Here is a 17,769-nt window from a genome sequence, read left to right as displayed (position 1 = left end):
CTAGCTATCCTCAGTCCAAAATTAAAGTCGTTATTTTACCATAATTAAATTAGATAATAAGTAACTCTTTCGCATTGGCTAATGTTGCATCTGTGATTTTATCACCGCCCAATAACCTAGCTAGTTCATTTAAACGACCATTTTTATCTAATCTTTGCATATCAGTAGCGGTCTGTTTGCCATTGGTTTGTTTACTTACAAAATAGTGTTGATTAGCTTGACCAGCAACTTGTGGCAAATGTGTCACAGTAATAACTTGAGTTGATTCACCAAGTTGTCTTAATAACTGTCCCACCTTAGCGGCAGTAGGCCCGCTAATACCAACATCAATTTCATCAAAAATCAGTGCCGGTGTGTCCATTTTTTGTGCAGTTAAAACTTGTATAGCTAACGCTATACGAGATAATTCACCACCAGATGCGACTTTAGCTAAAGGTTGTGCAATTTGCCCAGCATTGGTACTAACTAAAAAAGATACCTGATCTGCACCATCTTCACTCAAGCGGTTTTCATCGAATGTTATATCAATACTGAAATCACCATTTGGCATAGATAATTCATGCATAGTAGCCGATACTTTTTTAGCTAATGTTTTGCTAGCTGCTAAGCGTTTTTGGTGTAATTTAGTTGCTAATTCTACGGCAATTTGTTGATATTTTTTGATCTGCTCTTTTAACTGTTCACCCTGTTCATCTTGCTGATTAATCTGTTTAAATTCATTAAGTAAACTCTGATGTAATTCAGGTAATGCTTCCGGTGACACATGGTGCTTACGTGCCAAAGCGATCTGTTTTGATATGCGTTGTTCAAGTTGCATCACTCTTGCCGGATCCAACTCTAAACTTTCACTATAATGACGTAATTCATAGCAAGCTTCTTTAATTTGAATAGTGGCTTCTTCTAGCATTGCTGAAACATTATTTAAAGATGGATCTAACCCAGCTAAATCATTAATAATATGTTTAACACTATTAAGCATATTACTCACATTGTACTCATCAGCTTCGTCGAGTAACATCATCGATTGTTGGCTAAGACTAATTAGCTGTTCACTATTGGCTAACTTTTTATATTCTTCATCAATTTGTTGATATTCTCCTTCAATCGGCGAAAATTCATTTAACTCTTTTAACTGATATTGCAATAATTGAATATGTGCATCGCGCTCTTGTTTTGAGGATTGATATTGTTGATAAGCTTGGCTAGCCGTTTTCCATTGCTTATAGGCCTGTTGCATTTGCGATAATAAGTTCGGTTCATGCATATAGTGATTAAGTAATATTTGTTGATAATCACTTTTTAACAAACGCTGGTGTTCATGTTGGCCATGAATTTGAATTAGCATCTGTCCTAAATCTTTTAATTGTGAAATCGGTACAGCTCGACCATTAATAAATGCTTTAGAACGCCCATCTTGATTGATAACTCGTCGTAAAATACAGTCATTACCTTCATCAAGTTGATTTTCAGTTAACCATGCATATGCCGCTGGTGTGTCATCAAGGACAAAACTAGCTGAAATATCTACTCTTTCCGCACCATTACGAATGGCAGAGGCATCAGAACGATTACCTAAACATAGTCCTAAGGCATCAATCGCAATCGATTTACCGGCCCCAGTTTCCCCTGTAATTGCGGTCATCCCTGTTGTAAAATCAACTAACAACTGATCGACAATAGCAAAATTATTAATAGTAAGTTGAGTTATCATAATAATTAAATAAACACATGCAACTGATTAAAATTAGTACGAGTATATCAACAAAAACACTGTAAATAAATACAGCTTTTTAAATAAAATTACGATTTAATTTTATTATTTTAACTAGAATTACGTTGCTATCTAGATTTTACCTAGTTTTTAAAACGGATCCTTTTGCTTAATAACTGAGCAAATCAATAAAAGTGTGTAATCAATTGATAAGAAAAAATATAAACCATTGATAACAACTGAATCAATGGTTTTGAGCAATCATTAGTTGATATATAAGTTGATATATAGTTAGTTAATATAATGAACTAATCACTTCATAAATTAGTTGTAAATTTAATATCACTAACGAAATAGTTGCTATCCAGCCTAGAATAATAGTTAACTTACTGTTAACAAACTCCTGCATAATTTTTTTATTTGAAGTGACCCAAATTAAAGGCACCATGGATATCGGTAAAGCGATGCTCAAAAATACTTGAGTATAAATTAATAAATTTTCGACAATATTTTCTTTATCTCCCCAAATATAAATACATAAAATAACCGGAGTCACCGCCAATCCACGACTAATTATTCGTCTTGCCCAAAGAGGAATTGATAAATTGATAAATCCCTCCATAACGATTTGCCCCGTCAATGTACCAGTAATTGTTGCATTTTGACCGGATGCCAGTAATGCCACAGCAAATAATGTTGCCATAATCGAACTGGCTACCGGGCCAACCATATGTGGATCTTTCAAAGCATCATATAGCTGTGTAAATCGACCAAGATCATCGGGATTATTGCCGTAAAAAAGGGCGGCACCAAGAATCAATAATAGACAATTGATGATGAACGAAAAGGATAACTGTATATTGGAATCAATGGTGGCATATTTAATTGCATCTTTTAGGCTGGTTCGATTCTTTCTGTCATATTTTCTGGTTTGAACGATTGAAGAGTGTAGATATAAATTATGTGGCATAACAGTCGCACCAACAATACCTAATGCTATAACTAATGCTGAATCATGCCCTTTAATTGAGGCAGTAAAAATATCTGTTCGAGGAATAAAACCATTTATAATGTCACTGAATTCTGGAGATGCCCTTAACACTTCATAAGTGAAGATAATAAATATTGTCGCAATTAAACAAAAAACAATAGCTTCTATTTTTCTAAAACCAAACCGCATTAGAATTAACAAAATAACCACATCAAATACCGTTAATAAAACCCCAATTAATAATGGAATATCAAATAATAGGTTTAAGGCAACAGCACTACCAATTACTTCGGCAATTTCTGTGGCAATAATCGCTAATTCAGTTGATATCCATAAGCAAAATGCTACCTTTCTACCCACCATTGATTTAGTTGCTTGTGCAAGATCCATGCCGGTGACTACGCCAATCTTGACACACATGGCCTGTAATAACATGGCTATCAAGCTAGAAATTAATATCACTGATAGCAACAAATAACTATAAAGAGCTCCACCTTGAATTGAGGTTATCCAATTCCCAGGATCCATATAACCAACCGCTACTAAAGCCCCCGGACCAGAAAAAGCCCACAGTTTTCGAAAAAAACTCGCATTCGGATCGGGAATATGAACAGTATTATTGATCTCTTCTAAACTTACTGTGGATATTTTCAACATAATCAAAACCTCAAAATTGATATATTGCCATTATACATGATAATGAGAATCATTATCAATTAAAATAATCATTTTAGGTGTTTTTAAAAATTATGATCGGGATAATGTGTATTATTTAGATTTAAAAGCGTATATTATTTAACCGTAATTAGTCTATAAATCGGTATGTCGGCATCTATCCATTATGACTGATTAAAGCTATATTAGTCCACCCCAAAAGTAATGCTGAGCAAACAAATTTTGTTTTAAACGAATATACAATAAAACGTCCTACCCAATTTAGGTAGAACTTAGATAGAACACAATTTATTTATATTATTGGCTATTTAATTTCAATTCTATTAAATATAGTAAGGAATAACTTCAATGTTTGGAAATAAAACAAATCGTCAAATTATCATCTGGACAACAATTATTGGTGGTTTTATCAGTTCATTAGTCAAATGGGGATCTGAAGTTAATATGCCTCCTCGAGTTCCCGGTGAAATTTCGCCACCAGCGGCACATATTGATGCTTGGCTTGGTTGGTTAGGCATTAATTCTCATTCTCTTGATTATATTTATCAAGGAACCAATGTTTTGGGTGCAGTCACGCTTTATCATTGGTTATTCAGTTTCGCTTTTGCTTTTGTTTATGTATTTATTGCTTATTTTTGGAATAAAATCCGACTTTGGTATGGGGCATTTTATGGATTAATTATTACCGTTGTCATGCACGGATTTTTTATTCCTTTATTAGGTTTCCGCCATCCTGCTTACGCACCAGAAGGAACAATTGGTTGGTTGTGGAATTTAAATGGCTATGAATTATGGAGTGAAATTTTAGGCCATATTTATTGGGGTGTTTCTATCGAGATCTGTATGATTGCAGTACTAGCGCACTTTTCCAGGCCAATCCGAGGCGAATGGCGAAAATAAATATTGTTTACTCCCCTTCTATCCCAATCAAGGTAGGAGGGTTTTGAATCTTAACTATAAAAATTAATTATTAATCATTTTTGTAAAATATTTAGATTAATCTTCTCTACTCTCTCCGCATTTATATCATTAAGTTGTCGCTCAACCCGGTGCGATCGACGAGCTTCCTTTGTCTTTTCCACCATAAAATTATTTACCGGAATAAAAATAATAACCGCAAACAATAGTCCAACCGCAGTATAATCAAACCAATGTTTACGTGACTTAAATAGGCAATACAGAATATTGACAATGCAGTTAAACAAGAAAAAAACCATAATAAAAAAGTTCAAAATCGACTGAACCGTCATAACACCGCTATGGTCATTACCTAATGATGGACAGATCAATGTAAGTTCAAGAAAGTAAATTAAATAAAGAATAATACACATAGTAACTATTACTGATCATGATCTAGAATTTCTTCTTATCCTATATCCATTTAGTAAATAAATATACTTAATTTTGGGTTTACTGAAAATGCTAGATTATTTTGATATAGTTAAAAGCTATATCAATCCATAAAAAACTGGAATTATTCAATAGCAATTTTTTTTGTTATCTTTTTAGCTACTAAAGAACTGCGATGAAATGAAAGGAAAATAAAATGAATACTGCTGTTATTGGATATCCACGTGTTGGTAAGCTTCGTGAATTAAAATTTGCTACCGAAGCTTATTTTAAAGGAAATAAAACTCAAGCGGAGCTATTAAGTGAAGCAAAAGCGCTACGTGCAGAACATTTAAATCAACAAGCTGCTCAAAAAATAGCATTTATATCATCAAATGACTTCTCATTTTATGATGCAGTTCTAGACACAGCATGTTTACTAAATGTTGTACCAAAACGTTATCAAGATTTAGGTTTACCTGAACTCGATCGTTATTTTGCTATGGCTCGTGGTTATCAAGGCGATAAAGGTGATGTTCGTGCATTAGCTATGAAAAAATGGTTCAATACCAATTATCACTATCTTGTTCCTGAAATCGAAGATTCACTAGAAATAAAAATTGCCAGTAGCAAACCATTTGATGAATACCAAGAAGCCAAAGAACTCGGCATTCAAACGAAACCGGTTATCATTGGTGCTTTAACCTTTTTCAAATTAGCTCAATACTTAGGTAGAAAGCAATTAGTTGATTTTAAAGCTGATATTATTAAAGCTTATCAAGAAATCATTCAAAAATTCACTGCTCTTGGCGCTGATTGGATTCAAATTGACGAGCCAATTTTAGTGACTGATCTTACTCAACAAGATATCGAGTTATTTAACGAAATTTATCAAGCTATTTTATCTGTTAAAGGTAAAACGAAAGTCGTATTACAAACTTATTTTGGTGATGTACGTGACTGTTATAAAGAACTTGTTGCATTACCTTTTGATGGTGTTGGTCTTGATTTTGTTGAAGGTAAACAAACTTTAGCCTTACTTGAAAATAATGGCTTCCCTGCTGAAAAAGTATTATTTGCAGGTGTCGTTAATGGTAAAAATATTTGGAAAAATGATTACAAAAAAACCTTAACATTATTAGCTAAAATTAAACAAAAAGCTGCAAACGTTGTGGTGAATACTTCATGCTCATTATTGCATGTACCTTATACATTACAAAATGAGACTAAATTAACTATTCAACAACGTGCTTATTTTGCTTTCGCTCAAGAAAAACTACAAGAGCTTGCTGAATTAGGCCAATTACTTAATGAAGCAAATCCAGATAATAATGCCGCTTACAAAGCTAACCAAACTCTGTTTACCCGTGAACGTGAAGGGGCTAACCAAACAGTTCGTCAAAAAGTGGCGGCACTGAAAGAGTCTGATTTTACTCGTTTACCTGAATTTTCGGTGCGTGAAGCTGCTCAGAAAAAAGCCTTTAATCTGCCATTATTACCTACTACAACTATTGGTTCATTCCCACAAACACCAGATGTACGTTTAAATCGTGCAAAATTCAAAAAAGGCGAAATTTGCCTAAATGAATACACTGAATTTAATAAGAAAAAAATAGCTGAATGTATCAAACTGCAAGAAGAGATCGGTATTGATGTATTAGTTCACGGTGAATTTGAACGTAATGACATGGTGGAATACTTCGGTGAAAGCTTAAATGGTTTTGTCTTTACTGAAAAAGCATGGGTACAATCTTATGGTACGCGTTGCGTTAAGCCACCAATTGTTTGGGGTGATATTTCCCGTTCTAAACCAATTACGGTTGAATATTCAAAATATGCGCAAAGTTTAACTGATAAACCAGTTAAAGGCATGTTAACCGGCCCTGTGACTATCTTAAACTGGTCATTCCCACGTGAAGATATCTCACAAAAAGAATCAGTATTCCAAATTGGTTTAGCGATCAGTGATGAAGTATTAGATCTTGAAGCGGCTGGCATTAAAGTCATCCAAATTGACGAAGCGGCATTAAAAGAAAAATTACCATTACGTAAAGCTGATTGGAATAGTGAATATCTAGATTGGGCAATTCCAGCATTTAGATTGGTTCACAGCAAAGTACAAGCTGATACCCAAATTCATACTCATATGTGTTATAGCGAATTTGCTGACATCATCAAAGATATCGATGCGATGGATGCTGATGTTATTTCATTTGAAGCATCACGCTCAAATCTACAATTAATTGATGTACTTAAAGCGAATAACTTCAAAACAGAAGTTGGACCAGGTGTATATGATATCCACTCTCCGCGTGTACCACCAGTAGCTGAAATCAAAGCAACCATTGAAAAATTAGTGGCTAAAATTGATAAGCAAAAATTGTGGATTAATCCAGACTGTGGTTTAAAAACTCGCGGTGAAAAAGAAGTAGTTGAAAGCTTAGAACATCTAGTTCAAGCAACCTTAGAAGTGAGAAAGACTCTTAATTAACACTGTTTTTTATAAAGTTAATTAGCTTTGTCTGTCTTAATTACCGCCGCCTTTATAGGCGGCGGTAATGTCAGTAGAGTAAAAAAGATAGCAAGAATGGATGGTACCAATGAAAACAAATTTATTATTTAACCAAAAAACAGTATTTTCCTTTGAGGTTTTTCCACCTAAAAAAACGTCACCATTAGAGACAATTTATAGCACATTACGCGAATTAGGTTATTTTAAACCTGACTTTATTAGTGTCACTTATGGTGCTGGTGGTAGCTTAAATGGCCAAACTACAATTGATATTGCACATTCGGTTAAACATACTTATAGTATTGAAAGTGTCGCCCATTTACCGGGGATCAACTTCGACAAAGCCGAAATGCTAAAAATTCTTCACGACCTCAAATGTGCCGGAATTGATAATGTATTAGCATTACGTGGTGATATCAGCCCCAATGTACCACCAAAAGATGATTTTCGTTTTGCTAGCGAATTAGTCACCTTTATTAAAGAAAACGGCGATTTTAATGTTATTGGCGCATGCTATCCAGAAGGGCATCTTGAAGCAACGACGCTTAAACAAGATTTAATCCATCTAAAAGAAAAAGTAAATGCCGGTACCGATCAGCTAATTTCACAACTATTTTTTGATAATGATTATTTTTATGCCTTTTTAGATAAAGCACATGACATGGATATTAATGTACCAATTGAAGCAGGTATTATGCCAGTTACTAATAAAAATCAGATTGAACGAATGGTTTCAATGTGTGGCGTAAATTTACCTAAAAAGTTCAAACAGATGATGGAAAAATATGAACATCACCCTGATGCATTTCGTGATGCAGGTATTGCTTATGCTATCGATCAGATTGTTGATTTAGTCTCACAAAATGTTGATGGTATCCATTTATATACAATGAACAATAGTTACATTGCTAGACGCATTAGCGAAGCGGTATCAACATTACTTGCGGTGCCAAAATCAGCGTAATTATTTAGTTGTTTGTAAGAATATGAGAAAGGTTTGGTAGAATTGGTTGCGGGGGCTGGATTTGAACCAACGACCTTCGGGTTATGAGCCCGACGAGCTACCAAGCTGCTCCACCCCGCGTCAAAGAGGTGGCTATATTATATCAATAAAATAATAAAGCAATACCTTACTAGTCTAACTGTCTTTTTTTTACACATTCCTTAACAAATAAAGACAATTTATATACTAAATGGAATCTGCTTGTGGATATTTTTTACAAAATTCTACTTAACTAAGTTTACTGATTAGCTTAAATTTAGTGTGATTAAAACGATTAATAAGGCATTATTTATAAATAAAAGTAATTTAAATGCTGAAACGGTATACACTCCTGAATAATTTTTACAAAATCACTTTAATTATTTTTAATCCATTGCTCTATTTCTTTAAAATGATTAATTAAAATGTGTTTCTCATTTTCGATATTCACCATAAATTTGTTGTAGATATCAATTCTGTCATGTGTTGATAGATGTTTTATCTGTTGTTCTATCGAGTCTGTATCATGTTTTATATTGGTAATGATACGACGTAAAAATTCATCCATATATTGTTGAGAAGAAAAATAAGGACCGTAATAAACCATAGAGCCATATAAAATGGGTTCAAATAAACTGTGTCCTTTCAAACTCGGATCAAAAGAGCCAAAAACGATGGTTGCATGAGATAATGAATAAATTTTACTGAGCACACCATAACTTTTTACAAAAGTAATATCCGCAGTGATATTGTCAGCATTATTCCATTGCGTTATAACAGCAAAGCGATTTTGATACGCTTCTTCCAATTTTTTTATCAAATTATCAAATAGATGTATATGTCTAGGTACAAGTATAATTTTATAATCTAATTTAACCAATTTAGCTAACAGCTCAGATACTGTATTAAGTTCTTCAGGATGGAAATTTGAAAGAGTGATTATTTTTCTTTCACTGTTTATATTTTTAATATCTAAAACTGTGGTATTTAAAGGGAGTTTATAACTTGGTGTTACCGAAATAGAAACATTAGGCATTACAGGTAGCATTTTTGTTTTAAGCTCGGCAGTTTGTACAAACACTTTTTTTATCGGAGAAAACAGTAACGCTTGATAATAGCGATTGTTTAAACGATTAATGGTTTTATCTGAAAAATGCCCGTTGAGTAAAATGATTTCCCGGTTAAGTAGATCCATTGTAGCAAGAAAATTAGGCCAAAAATCATGCTCAATAATTATTGCTTTTCTAATATTGAAATGGTGGATAAATAAACTTTGATGAACTAAAGAATCGAAAGGAAAATATACTATTGTTATATCATTTGGTTGGTTAGTTAATTTTTTATAAGCCTGAATTGTTGTGACGGTAAGAATAATTTTTTGTCTAATTTGTGGTTGAAAAGAGTTAATTAAGTTAATTGCAGCGTCTGCTTCACCTAATGAAATAGCATGAATCATAATGCAACTATTTACGTTAGGTTTAGAAAATAGAAATCCTAGAAAATAGTGCTGACCGATATGCCTCAAGTTATCTTTTAAACTCACTTTTTGCCTACATCCTTTGAAAAAAGAGTAAATAGCAATGAGTGGTAACGAGAACAAAATAAGTTGCACGATAGCGAATAAACAAACCTTAAATATTTTTTTCATTTTTGGAGTTAGTTATAAAAAATAACCAATGATAACATTTTATTAAACTTATTAGATTACACTTATTCTTTATTTTACCGATTTATTAGACTGAATATTTTAACAAAATTTTATTTTATGGTTTAATTACCATTATGCTAACATCATTAAAATTACATAATGTTTATTTAACTGGAAAAGGGAAAAAATATGTCTACTCAATATCATGGATCTTGTTTATGCGGTAAAGTTAAATTATCTGTGCCGTTTGCTAATACGGATTTTAGTGCATGCCATTGCCAAACTTGTCGTAAATGGAGTGCTGGACCTTTAATGACTTTAGCGCACAGTGGTGATTTAACGATAGAAGGACAAGAGAACGTTACCCATTTTAACTCATCACAATGGGCGGAAAGAGCATTTTGTAAAGAGTGTGGCTCTCATCTTTATTATCATTTAAAAGGTACGCAAAATTATTATATTGCTGCTTGGATCTTTGACGATATTAAGGATTTAAAATTCACGGCTGAAGTCTTTATTGATAAAAAACCAACTTGCTATGCGTTTGCTAATCAGACTCACAAATTAACTGAAGCAGATATTTTAGCAATGGCTGAAGGAAAGGCTTAAAAAATAAATTATAATTTAATCTATTTATAAAAAAAGACGAGCATTGCTCGTCTTTTTGGTTATTGATAAAGTGCCTGTAATGGTATCACACTGTGAGCAGGATCGTAATCCAGTGCTGATGTTGTGGCATAAGCAGCATTCATAGTGGTATCGTAATGGACTTTATATTGAATAGCACTACGGCGCAGGATTTTAGAGGCTTCAATGGCAGCTCGCCCTGAGGTTGTGTTAAGAATATAACTGTATTCACCATTTTTGATATGATCATGAATATTTGGCCGACCTTCATTTTCTTTCTTGACAATTTGACAGGCAATTCCTGCTTGTTGCAATGCTTTTGCTGTGCCAAGTGTAGCATCAATACTAAATCCATGAGCGATTAATCGTTTAGCAACTTCTAATAAACGTGGTTTATCTTGTTCACGAATAGAAAGTAATGCTTTGCCGGATTTTTTCATATTCGACAAGCTGCCAAGTTGTGCTTTGGCAAAGGCTTCGGCGAACGTTTTACCAATTCCCATGACTTCACCGGTTGAGCGCATTTCAGGGCCTAAAATAGGATCGACACCACTAAACTTATTAAATGGTAATACCACTTCTTTAACTGAGTAATAAGGAGGCAGCACTTCTTTAATCACATTCTGTTGTGCCAGCGATTTTCCTGTCATCACCCGAGCTGCAATTTTGGCCAATGGTAACCCTGTGGCTTTCGAAACAAATGGCACCGTACGGGCTGCACGCGGATTAATTTCAATTAGATAAACTTGATTATCTTTTACAGCAAATTGCCCATTCATTAAACCTTTTACATTAAGTTCAAACGCCAATTGTTTCGCTTGTTTTCGCAGTTCAGCTAAAATTTCAGGGCTTAAGGTATGAGTTGGCAGTGAACAAGCGGAATCGCCAGAGTGAATACCCGCTTGTTCAATATGTTCCATAATGCCACCAATAACGATTTGCTCGCCATCGGCAATCACATCAATATCCACCTCAATGGCATCATCTAAAAAGTGGTCAAGTAGTACTGGCGCATTATTGGATTCACTTACTGCGGTTTTAAAGTAGCGTCGTAAATCTTGTTCATTGTATACAATTTCCATTGCTCGTCCGCCTAATACATAAGATGGACGCACCACAAGTGGATAACCGATTTGCTCTGCCTTGATTACCGCTTCATCAATATCGGTTACGGTGGCATTAACAGGCTGTTTTAATTTTAATTTATCAACTACTTCTTGAAAGCGTTTGCGATCTTCGGCTCTGTCTATGGCATCAGGTGAAGTACCAATAATTGGAATTCCGGCAGCTTCAAGAGCCCGCGCCAATTTCAGCGGAGTTTGTCCACCATACTGCACTATCACGCCATCAGGTTTTTCAACGTGGGCAATTTCAAGCACATCTTCAAGGGTAACTGGCTCAAAATAGAGTCGATCGGAAGTATCATAATCGGTTGAAACCGTTTCGGGATTGCAATTTACCATAATGGTTTCAAAGCCGTCTTCGCGTAAAGCTAAAGCAGCATGTACACAGCAGTAATCAAATTCAATGCCTTGTCCAATACGATTAGGCCCACCGCCCAAAATCATAATCTTTTTACGATTAAATTGTGGGTTGGCCTCACACTCTTGTTCATATGTTGAGTAAAGATAGGCTGTATCGGTTGAAAACTCGGCTGCACAGGTATCCACACGTTTATAAACTGGGTGAATATCATATTGTACGCGCAGATCTCGCACGGCTTGTTCTTGAGTATTAAGCAGTTTAGCAATACGAAGATCCGAAAAGCCTTTACGTTTAAGTTGCCATAATGCCTCTTGATCAAGATCATTAATGGTTTGTTGCTTTAAGCGATTTTCTATTTGCACTAACTCTTCAATTTGTACTAAGAACCAACGATCAATATGGGTTAATAAAAAGATTTCATCCAGCGTGAAACCAGCACGAAACGCATCAGCTAGATACCAAATACGCTCACTACCAGCTTCCTGCAATTCATAACGAATTTTAGTTAGATTCTTTTCATCACTATAATCATCGATTTTTTCGTCCAACCCACTGGCGCCAACCTCTAGCCCTCGTAGTGCTTTTTGCATCGATTCTTGGAATGTTCGGCCAATGGCCATCACTTCACCCACCGATTTCATTTGCGTGGTTAAGCGATCATTACAACCAGCAAATTTTTCAAAATTAAAACGTGGTATTTTAGTAACGACATAATCAATAGACGGTTCGAAAGAAGCAGGCGTTTTACCGCCAGTAATATCATTGCAGAGTTCATCAAGTGTATAGCCAACCGCTAATTTAGCCGCGATTTTAGCAATAGGAAAACCAGTTGCTTTAGATGCTAACGCTGAAGAACGAGATACCCGAGGATTCATCTCAATGACAATTAATCGTCCCGTTTGTGGATCAACCGAAAATTGCACGTTTGAACCGCCAGTTTCAACGCCAATCTCACGTAATACCGCAATTGAAGCATTACGCATAATTTGATACTCTTTATCTGTTAAGGTTTGTGCCGGTGCAACCGTGATTGAATCGCCAGTATGGATCCCCATAGGATCGAAATTTTCAATCGAACAAACAATAATACAATTATCGTTTTTATCCCGCACGACCTCCATTTCATACTCTTTCCATCCAATCAATGATTCATCAATAAGTAATTCATTAGTCGGCGATAAATCAAGGCCTCGAGTACATATTTCCTCAAATTCTTCTTGATTGTATGCTATACCGCCACCGGTTCCCCCCATTGTAAAAGAAGGACGAATAATACAAGGAAATCCGACTTGTTCTAGTACCGCATAAGCCTCTGTTAATGAGTGAGCAATACCAGAACGAGCTGTATCAAGACCAATTTTTTTCATCGCCTGATCAAAGCGTTTGCGATCTTCCGCTTTATCAATCGCATCGGCAGTAGCACCGATCATTTCAACATTAAACTCTTTTAATACACCCTGTTTTTCAAGCTCTAATGCACAATTTAATGCCGTTTGCCCCCCCATTGTCGGTAAAATGGCATCAGGTCGCTCTTTCTCAATAATTTTACGCACACATGTCCAGTGGATAGGCTCAATATAGGTAGCATCAGCCATTTCTGAATCGGTCATAATGGTTGCCGGATTCGAGTTAACTAAAATAACTCGATAGCCCTCTTCACGTAATGCTTTACATGCCTGAGCACCGGAATAATCAAATTCACAAGCTTGACCGATAACGATTGGCCCTGCGCCAATAATTAGAATACTTTTAATATCTGTTCGCTTAGCCATGTTATTGCTCCTGCTTATAAATTTTAATTAATTCAATAAAGTGATCAAAAAGTGGCGCAGCATCATGAGGCCCAGGACTTGCCTCTGGATGGCCCTGAAAACTAAATGCTGGTTTTTGATTGTGATGGATACCTTGTAATGAACCATCGAATAACGATTTGTGTGTGGCGCGTAAATGTGCTGGCAAGGTGTTCTCATCGACAGCAAATCCGTGATTTTGCGCGGTAATCATGACACGATTATTTTCTAGATCCTTAACAGGATGATTACCACCATGATGACCAAATTTCATTTTGATCGTTTTAGCACCACAGGCTAGCGCTAACAATTGGTGCCCCAAACAGATACCAAAAACAGGAATATCGGTAGTCAGAAACTGCTTAATCGCTTCAATGGCATAAGTACAAGGCGCCGGATCTCCTGGACCATTTGATAAAAAGATACCATCCGGATTCAGTGCCAGCACTTCATTTGCTGGCGTTTTAGCGGGAACAACAGTTAACTTACATCCACGCGCAACTAACATCCGTAAAATATTTTGTTTAACACCAAAGTCATAAGCAACAACATGATAAGGTAATTCACTTTCTGCTTTTGGAGTTGGATGCTCTTGTTGAATTGTCCATATACTGCTGGTCCATGTATAACTTTTACTGCACGTCACATCTTGAGCCAGATCTAAACCACTTAAACCCTTATATTCTACTGCCTGCTGTTTGGCATTTTCTGCTTTATCAAGTAAAGTCTGTTTATCATTTGCGGTAATAATCACGCCATGTTGTGCCCCTTTTTCACGTAAAATACGTGTTAAACCACGTGTATCAATATCAGCAATAGCAATCACATTATGTTTTTTTAAATAACTTGAAAGATCCATTTCGCTACGATAATTACTTGCGATTAATGGTAAATCTCGAATAATCAATCCTTTTGCATAAACTTGTGTTGATTCATCATCAGCACTATTGGTACCAACATTACCAATATGCGGATAAGTTAATGTCACTATTTGTTCACAGTATGAAGGATCGGTAAGAATTTCTTGATACCCTGTCATAGAAGTATTAAACACAACTTCACCAACAGTCTGACCATCAGCACCAATTGATTTACCAATAAATTGCGAACCATCTTGTAAAATAAGGAGGGCATAAGTTTGCATGATTAAACGACCTTTTGATTAAATAATCAATAACTATGAATAAAAATTCAATTAATTATTTTCTAAAGAGACAATATTTAGTCATTTTATTACAATTTTTTAAACAAAAAAAGCGATATTATAAAAAATAATTAAACAATAAAGTCTAATTTTTTAGACTATTTCATAATTTAAAACTAATATCACATAAATATGAAATGTTTAACTTGAAATTGCATAATTATTCAAATAGAATCTTAATAATTTTTTACGGCTATTAGGAGCTCTGTATGCACGGTTTTTATCAACGTCATTTTTTACGTTTACTTGACTTTACTCCAGCAGAAATTAATCAATTAATTAATCTAGCTATTGAATTAAAAAAAGCCAAAAAACAAGGTACTGAAAAACAACATTTAGTTGGTAAAAATATTGCGCTTATTTTTGAAAAAGACTCAACTCGTACTCGCTGTGCATTTGAAGTTGGTGCATTTGATCAAGGTGCACAAGTTACCTATTTAGGGCCAAGTGGTAGTCAAATCGGACACAAAGAGTCGATTGCCGATACCGCTCGAGTATTAGGCAGAATGTATGATGGCATTGAATACCGTGGCTATGGGCAAGAAATTGTTGAAACCTTAGCTAAATATTCTGATGTTCCAGTTTGGAATGGTTTAACCACTGAAGCACATCCAACTCAAATTTTAGCTGATTTTATGACCATGCAAGAACATATTGGTGAGCGAGCATTAAGCAGTGTTAAATTTGCTTATTTAGGTGATGCTCGTAATAACATGGGTAACTCATTAATGGAAGGTGCAGCACTTATGGGCATGGAAATTCGTTTAGTGGCTCCTAAAGCTTGTCAGCCAGAAGCAGAATTGGTACAAAAATGCCAAGAAATAGCCAAAACCACTGGCGCAAAAATCATTTTAACGGAAGATGTTGCTAATGGTGTTAAAGATGTGGATTTTCTATATACCGATGTATGGGTATCGATGGGCGAACCAAAAGAAGTTTGGGACGAACGAGTCAAATTATTAACACCATATCAAGTAAATCAGGAAGTCATCAATTTAACTGGTAATCCAGAAGTCAAATTTATGCACTGTTTACCGGCTTTTCATGATATGAATACCACTGTTGGCAAACAAATGGCTGCTCAGTATGGTTTAAAAAATGGTTTAGAAGTGACAGATGAAGTCTTTGAATCTAAACATAGCATCGTTTTTGATGAAGCTGAAAACCGTTTGCATACAATTAAAGCTGTAATGGTTGCAACGTTAGCTAAAGATTAATAATATATTTGATTATCATCATTGCTTGGCTTGGCTAAGCAACTTTTTGCCGACCTAATGTCGGCATAATTTTATCAAAAGATTTTTATCATAATGACAAAACAAGAGCGAAATAGAGACTTTAAAAAATATGTCCAATTAACAAATCCTATCCATTTACTTGCGGTGGGTTTAGGATCGGGAATGTCACCTATTATGCCCGGCACAATGGGATCAGCAATGGCTATTCCACTTTGGTTACTATTTGATGGTTTGCAACCGTATTTATATTGGGTGTTAATAGTTGTCGCCTTTATTTTTGGTTGTTTTTTATGTCAAAAAACCTCGGATGATACCCACACCCATGATTCAGGGCATATAGTATGGGATGAATTTGTCGGTATGTGGATAACTTTATTTTTTATTCCACAGATTTCGATTTTATGGGTAACGATTGCGTTTGTCGCATTTAGAATCTTTGATATGGCCAAACCTTGGCCAATCCGTTGGTTTGATAAACGCGTACCAGGGGGATTTGGCATTATGGTTGATGATGTGATCGCCGCAATCTTCTCATCATTATCGGTTTATCTGTTAACCTTTATCATTTAAAGATAAATCTATCTTTAAATGATAATTTCAATATGAAAATAAGAGTTACTTAGCATAGCAACCCTTAAAACATTTTTTGTGACCAACCTAACTTACTCGATAAATTATTAAAATAATCATAGTCTTTAGTATGGATTAGATTAAATTCATAATTGGAGCGACGGATTATCACATCTTGGGTTGGCCTAACCGGTAAAATAATTTGGCTATCACAAGCAATATTAAGATCCAAAGCGGTAGTTGGAAATTTAAGATGAATCGGATCATCACTCTTAATCACTAAAGGTCTAACTGCCAAAGAGTGTGGAAACATTGGTGTAATAATTAACGCATCTAAATGTGGTGCAAGAATTGGACCACCGGCCGATAGTGAGTACGCGGTAGAACCAGTCGGTGTGGCAATAATTAAACCATCAGCACGCTGCGAAAATGCATTACGCTCATTGATATACACATCATAATCGATCATATGAGCAACCGTATTGGGGGTAACCACTATTTCATTTATCGCAAAACCAGAATTAATTAACTGACCATCACTATAGATTGATACTTCCAGCAAAAATCGAGGATCATCATCATATTCACCTTTGATAACTGGGGTTAATTGTTCGATGACATGATCATGAGAAATATCAGTTAAAAATCCTAAATTACCTCGATTCACCCCAATTACTTTGATTTTATAGTGTGATAAGTGACGAGCGGAACGTAACATATTGCCGTCACCACCCACCACAATAGCTAAATCAGCTTGTTCACCGATAGTATCGAGAGACGCATAGACATTGCTAGGTAATTTAATATATTGCGCTAATCGATCTTCTACTAAAACAGCAATACCCAAGTTAACTAGCCAGTCATAAAGTACCTGATGAGTTTCTATCGCCTCTAATTTACGTGGAATCCCAACCAAACCAATACATTTAAATGGTCTACCCATAAAATATCCTTGTTCATTTTTGACTTAAGTATCATTATTTTTTAGTTATCAATTAAAAAACACG

The 17,769-nt window shown here is 35.2% G+C and carries 12 protein-coding genes and 1 tRNA gene; 6 read left to right on the top strand and 7 right to left on the bottom strand.

The features are described 5' to 3' along the window. Positions 1–49: 49 nt before the first annotated feature. Both recN and H3T56_RS07905 read right to left on the bottom strand, forming a co-directional pair. Positions 50–1,711 (bottom strand): DNA repair protein RecN, encoded by a 1,662-nt coding sequence (gene recN, locus H3T56_RS07910; RefSeq protein ID WP_086321059.1) that lies wholly within the window; start codon positions 1,709–1,711, stop codon positions 50–52. 295 nt (positions 1,712–2,006) lie between these two features. Next, a complete protein-coding gene (locus tag H3T56_RS07905; RefSeq protein WP_086357116.1) occupies positions 2,007–3,359 on the bottom strand; it encodes an Nramp family divalent metal transporter in 1,353 nt (450 codons plus the stop codon). A 366-nt stretch (positions 3,360–3,725) separates the two neighbouring features. Here H3T56_RS07905 and H3T56_RS07900 point away from each other — a divergent pair, with 366 nt between their 5' ends. From H3T56_RS07900 to metF, 3 genes are all read left to right on the top strand, one after another. Further along, positions 3,726–4,277: a DUF1440 domain-containing protein gene (locus H3T56_RS07900; protein WP_065579115.1), complete on the top strand. Its 552-nt coding sequence runs from the start codon at positions 3,726–3,728 to the stop codon at positions 4,275–4,277. A gap of 646 nt (positions 4,278–4,923) precedes the next feature. Further along, on the top strand, positions 4,924–7,197 hold the full coding sequence (metE, locus tag H3T56_RS07895; RefSeq protein ID WP_086357115.1) for a 5-methyltetrahydropteroyltriglutamate--homocysteine S-methyltransferase: 2,274 nt from the start codon (positions 4,924–4,926) through the stop codon (positions 7,195–7,197). 109 nt (positions 7,198–7,306) lie between these two features. Further along, positions 7,307–8,182 carry a methylenetetrahydrofolate reductase [NAD(P)H] gene (metF, locus tag H3T56_RS07890; RefSeq protein ID WP_198192472.1) on the top strand — a complete coding sequence of 292 codons (876 nt, stop codon included), beginning with the start codon at positions 7,307–7,309 and terminating at the stop codon, positions 8,180–8,182. A 43-nt stretch (positions 8,183–8,225) separates the two neighbouring features. On the opposite strand, the gene H3T56_RS07885 is transcribed toward metF, so the two are convergent. Together H3T56_RS07885 and H3T56_RS07880 are read right to left on the bottom strand one after the other, a co-directional pair. Next, positions 8,226–8,302, bottom strand: a tRNA-Met gene (locus tag H3T56_RS07885). A 274-nt stretch (positions 8,303–8,576) separates the two neighbouring features. Next, on the bottom strand, positions 8,577–9,743 hold the full coding sequence (locus H3T56_RS07880) for a glycosyltransferase N-terminal domain-containing protein (protein WP_198192470.1): 1,167 nt from the start codon (positions 9,741–9,743) through the stop codon (positions 8,577–8,579). A gap of 294 nt (positions 9,744–10,037) precedes the next feature. Between H3T56_RS07880 and H3T56_RS07875 the strand changes: the two genes are divergently transcribed. Continuing rightward, positions 10,038–10,457, top strand: a complete 420-nt coding sequence (locus tag H3T56_RS07875) for a GFA family protein (RefSeq protein WP_025316813.1) — start codon at positions 10,038–10,040, stop codon at positions 10,455–10,457. Positions 10,458–10,516: 59 nt separating this feature from the next. Here H3T56_RS07875 and carB read toward each other — a convergent pair whose 3' ends face one another. Next, complete coding sequence (gene carB / locus H3T56_RS07870) at positions 10,517–13,732, bottom strand: carbamoyl-phosphate synthase large subunit (protein ID WP_198192469.1); 3,216 nt, start codon at positions 13,730–13,732, stop codon at positions 10,517–10,519. Position 13,733: 1 nt separating this feature from the next. Continuing rightward, positions 13,734–14,894 carry a glutamine-hydrolyzing carbamoyl-phosphate synthase small subunit gene (gene carA, locus H3T56_RS07865; RefSeq protein WP_198192467.1) on the bottom strand — a complete coding sequence of 387 codons (1,161 nt, stop codon included), beginning with the start codon at positions 14,892–14,894 and terminating at the stop codon, positions 13,734–13,736. 269 nt (positions 14,895–15,163) lie between these two features. Between carA and argF the strand changes: the two genes are divergently transcribed. Continuing rightward, positions 15,164–16,171 carry an ornithine carbamoyltransferase gene (gene argF / locus H3T56_RS07860; protein ID WP_198192465.1) on the top strand — a complete coding sequence of 336 codons (1,008 nt, stop codon included), beginning with the start codon at positions 15,164–15,166 and terminating at the stop codon, positions 16,169–16,171. A 93-nt stretch (positions 16,172–16,264) separates the two neighbouring features. Beyond that, the gene (locus H3T56_RS07855; protein WP_086361481.1) at positions 16,265–16,762 is read left to right on the top strand and encodes a phosphatidylglycerophosphatase A; all 498 of its coding nucleotides are present in this window, start codon (positions 16,265–16,267) and stop codon (positions 16,760–16,762) included. Between the two features lie 64 nt (positions 16,763–16,826). On the opposite strand, the gene nadK is transcribed toward H3T56_RS07855, so the two are convergent. After that, positions 16,827–17,705 carry an NAD(+) kinase gene (gene nadK, locus H3T56_RS07850; protein ID WP_198192463.1) on the bottom strand — a complete coding sequence of 293 codons (879 nt, stop codon included), beginning with the start codon at positions 17,703–17,705 and terminating at the stop codon, positions 16,827–16,829. Positions 17,706–17,769 lie beyond the last annotated feature (64 nt).

Source organism: Gilliamella sp. W8123 (assembly GCF_016101085.1).
Taxonomy (GTDB): Bacteria; Pseudomonadota; Gammaproteobacteria; order Enterobacterales; family Orbaceae; genus Gilliamella; species Gilliamella apis.
This window is presented reverse-complemented; position numbering and strand designations above follow the sequence as displayed.

Bases quoted from the DNA above. Each gene is read 5' to 3' on its own strand.
- recN (WP_086321059.1), bottom strand. From the start codon at position 1,711: ATGATAACTCAACTTACTATTAATAATTTTGCTATTGTCGATCAGTTG.
- H3T56_RS07875 (WP_025316813.1), top strand. From the start codon at position 10,038: ATGTCTACTCAATATCATGGATCTTGTTTATGCGGTAAAGTTAAATTA.
- H3T56_RS07900 (WP_065579115.1), top strand. From the start codon at position 3,726: ATGTTTGGAAATAAAACAAATCGTCAAATTATCATCTGGACAACAATT.
- carB (WP_198192469.1), bottom strand. From the start codon at position 13,732: ATGGCTAAGCGAACAGATATTAAAAGTATTCTAATTATTGGCGCAGGG.
- nadK (WP_198192463.1), bottom strand. From the start codon at position 17,705: ATGGGTAGACCATTTAAATGTATTGGTTTGGTTGGGATTCCACGTAAA.
- metF (WP_198192472.1), top strand. From the start codon at position 7,307: ATGAAAACAAATTTATTATTTAACCAAAAAACAGTATTTTCCTTTGAG.
- carA (WP_198192467.1), bottom strand. From the start codon at position 14,894: ATGCAAACTTATGCCCTCCTTATTTTACAAGATGGTTCGCAATTTATT.
- metE (WP_086357115.1), top strand. From the start codon at position 4,924: ATGAATACTGCTGTTATTGGATATCCACGTGTTGGTAAGCTTCGTGAA.
- H3T56_RS07855 (WP_086361481.1), top strand. From the start codon at position 16,265: ATGACAAAACAAGAGCGAAATAGAGACTTTAAAAAATATGTCCAATTA.
- H3T56_RS07905 (WP_086357116.1), bottom strand. From the start codon at position 3,359: ATGTTGAAAATATCCACAGTAAGTTTAGAAGAGATCAATAATACTGTT.
- argF (WP_198192465.1), top strand. From the start codon at position 15,164: ATGCACGGTTTTTATCAACGTCATTTTTTACGTTTACTTGACTTTACT.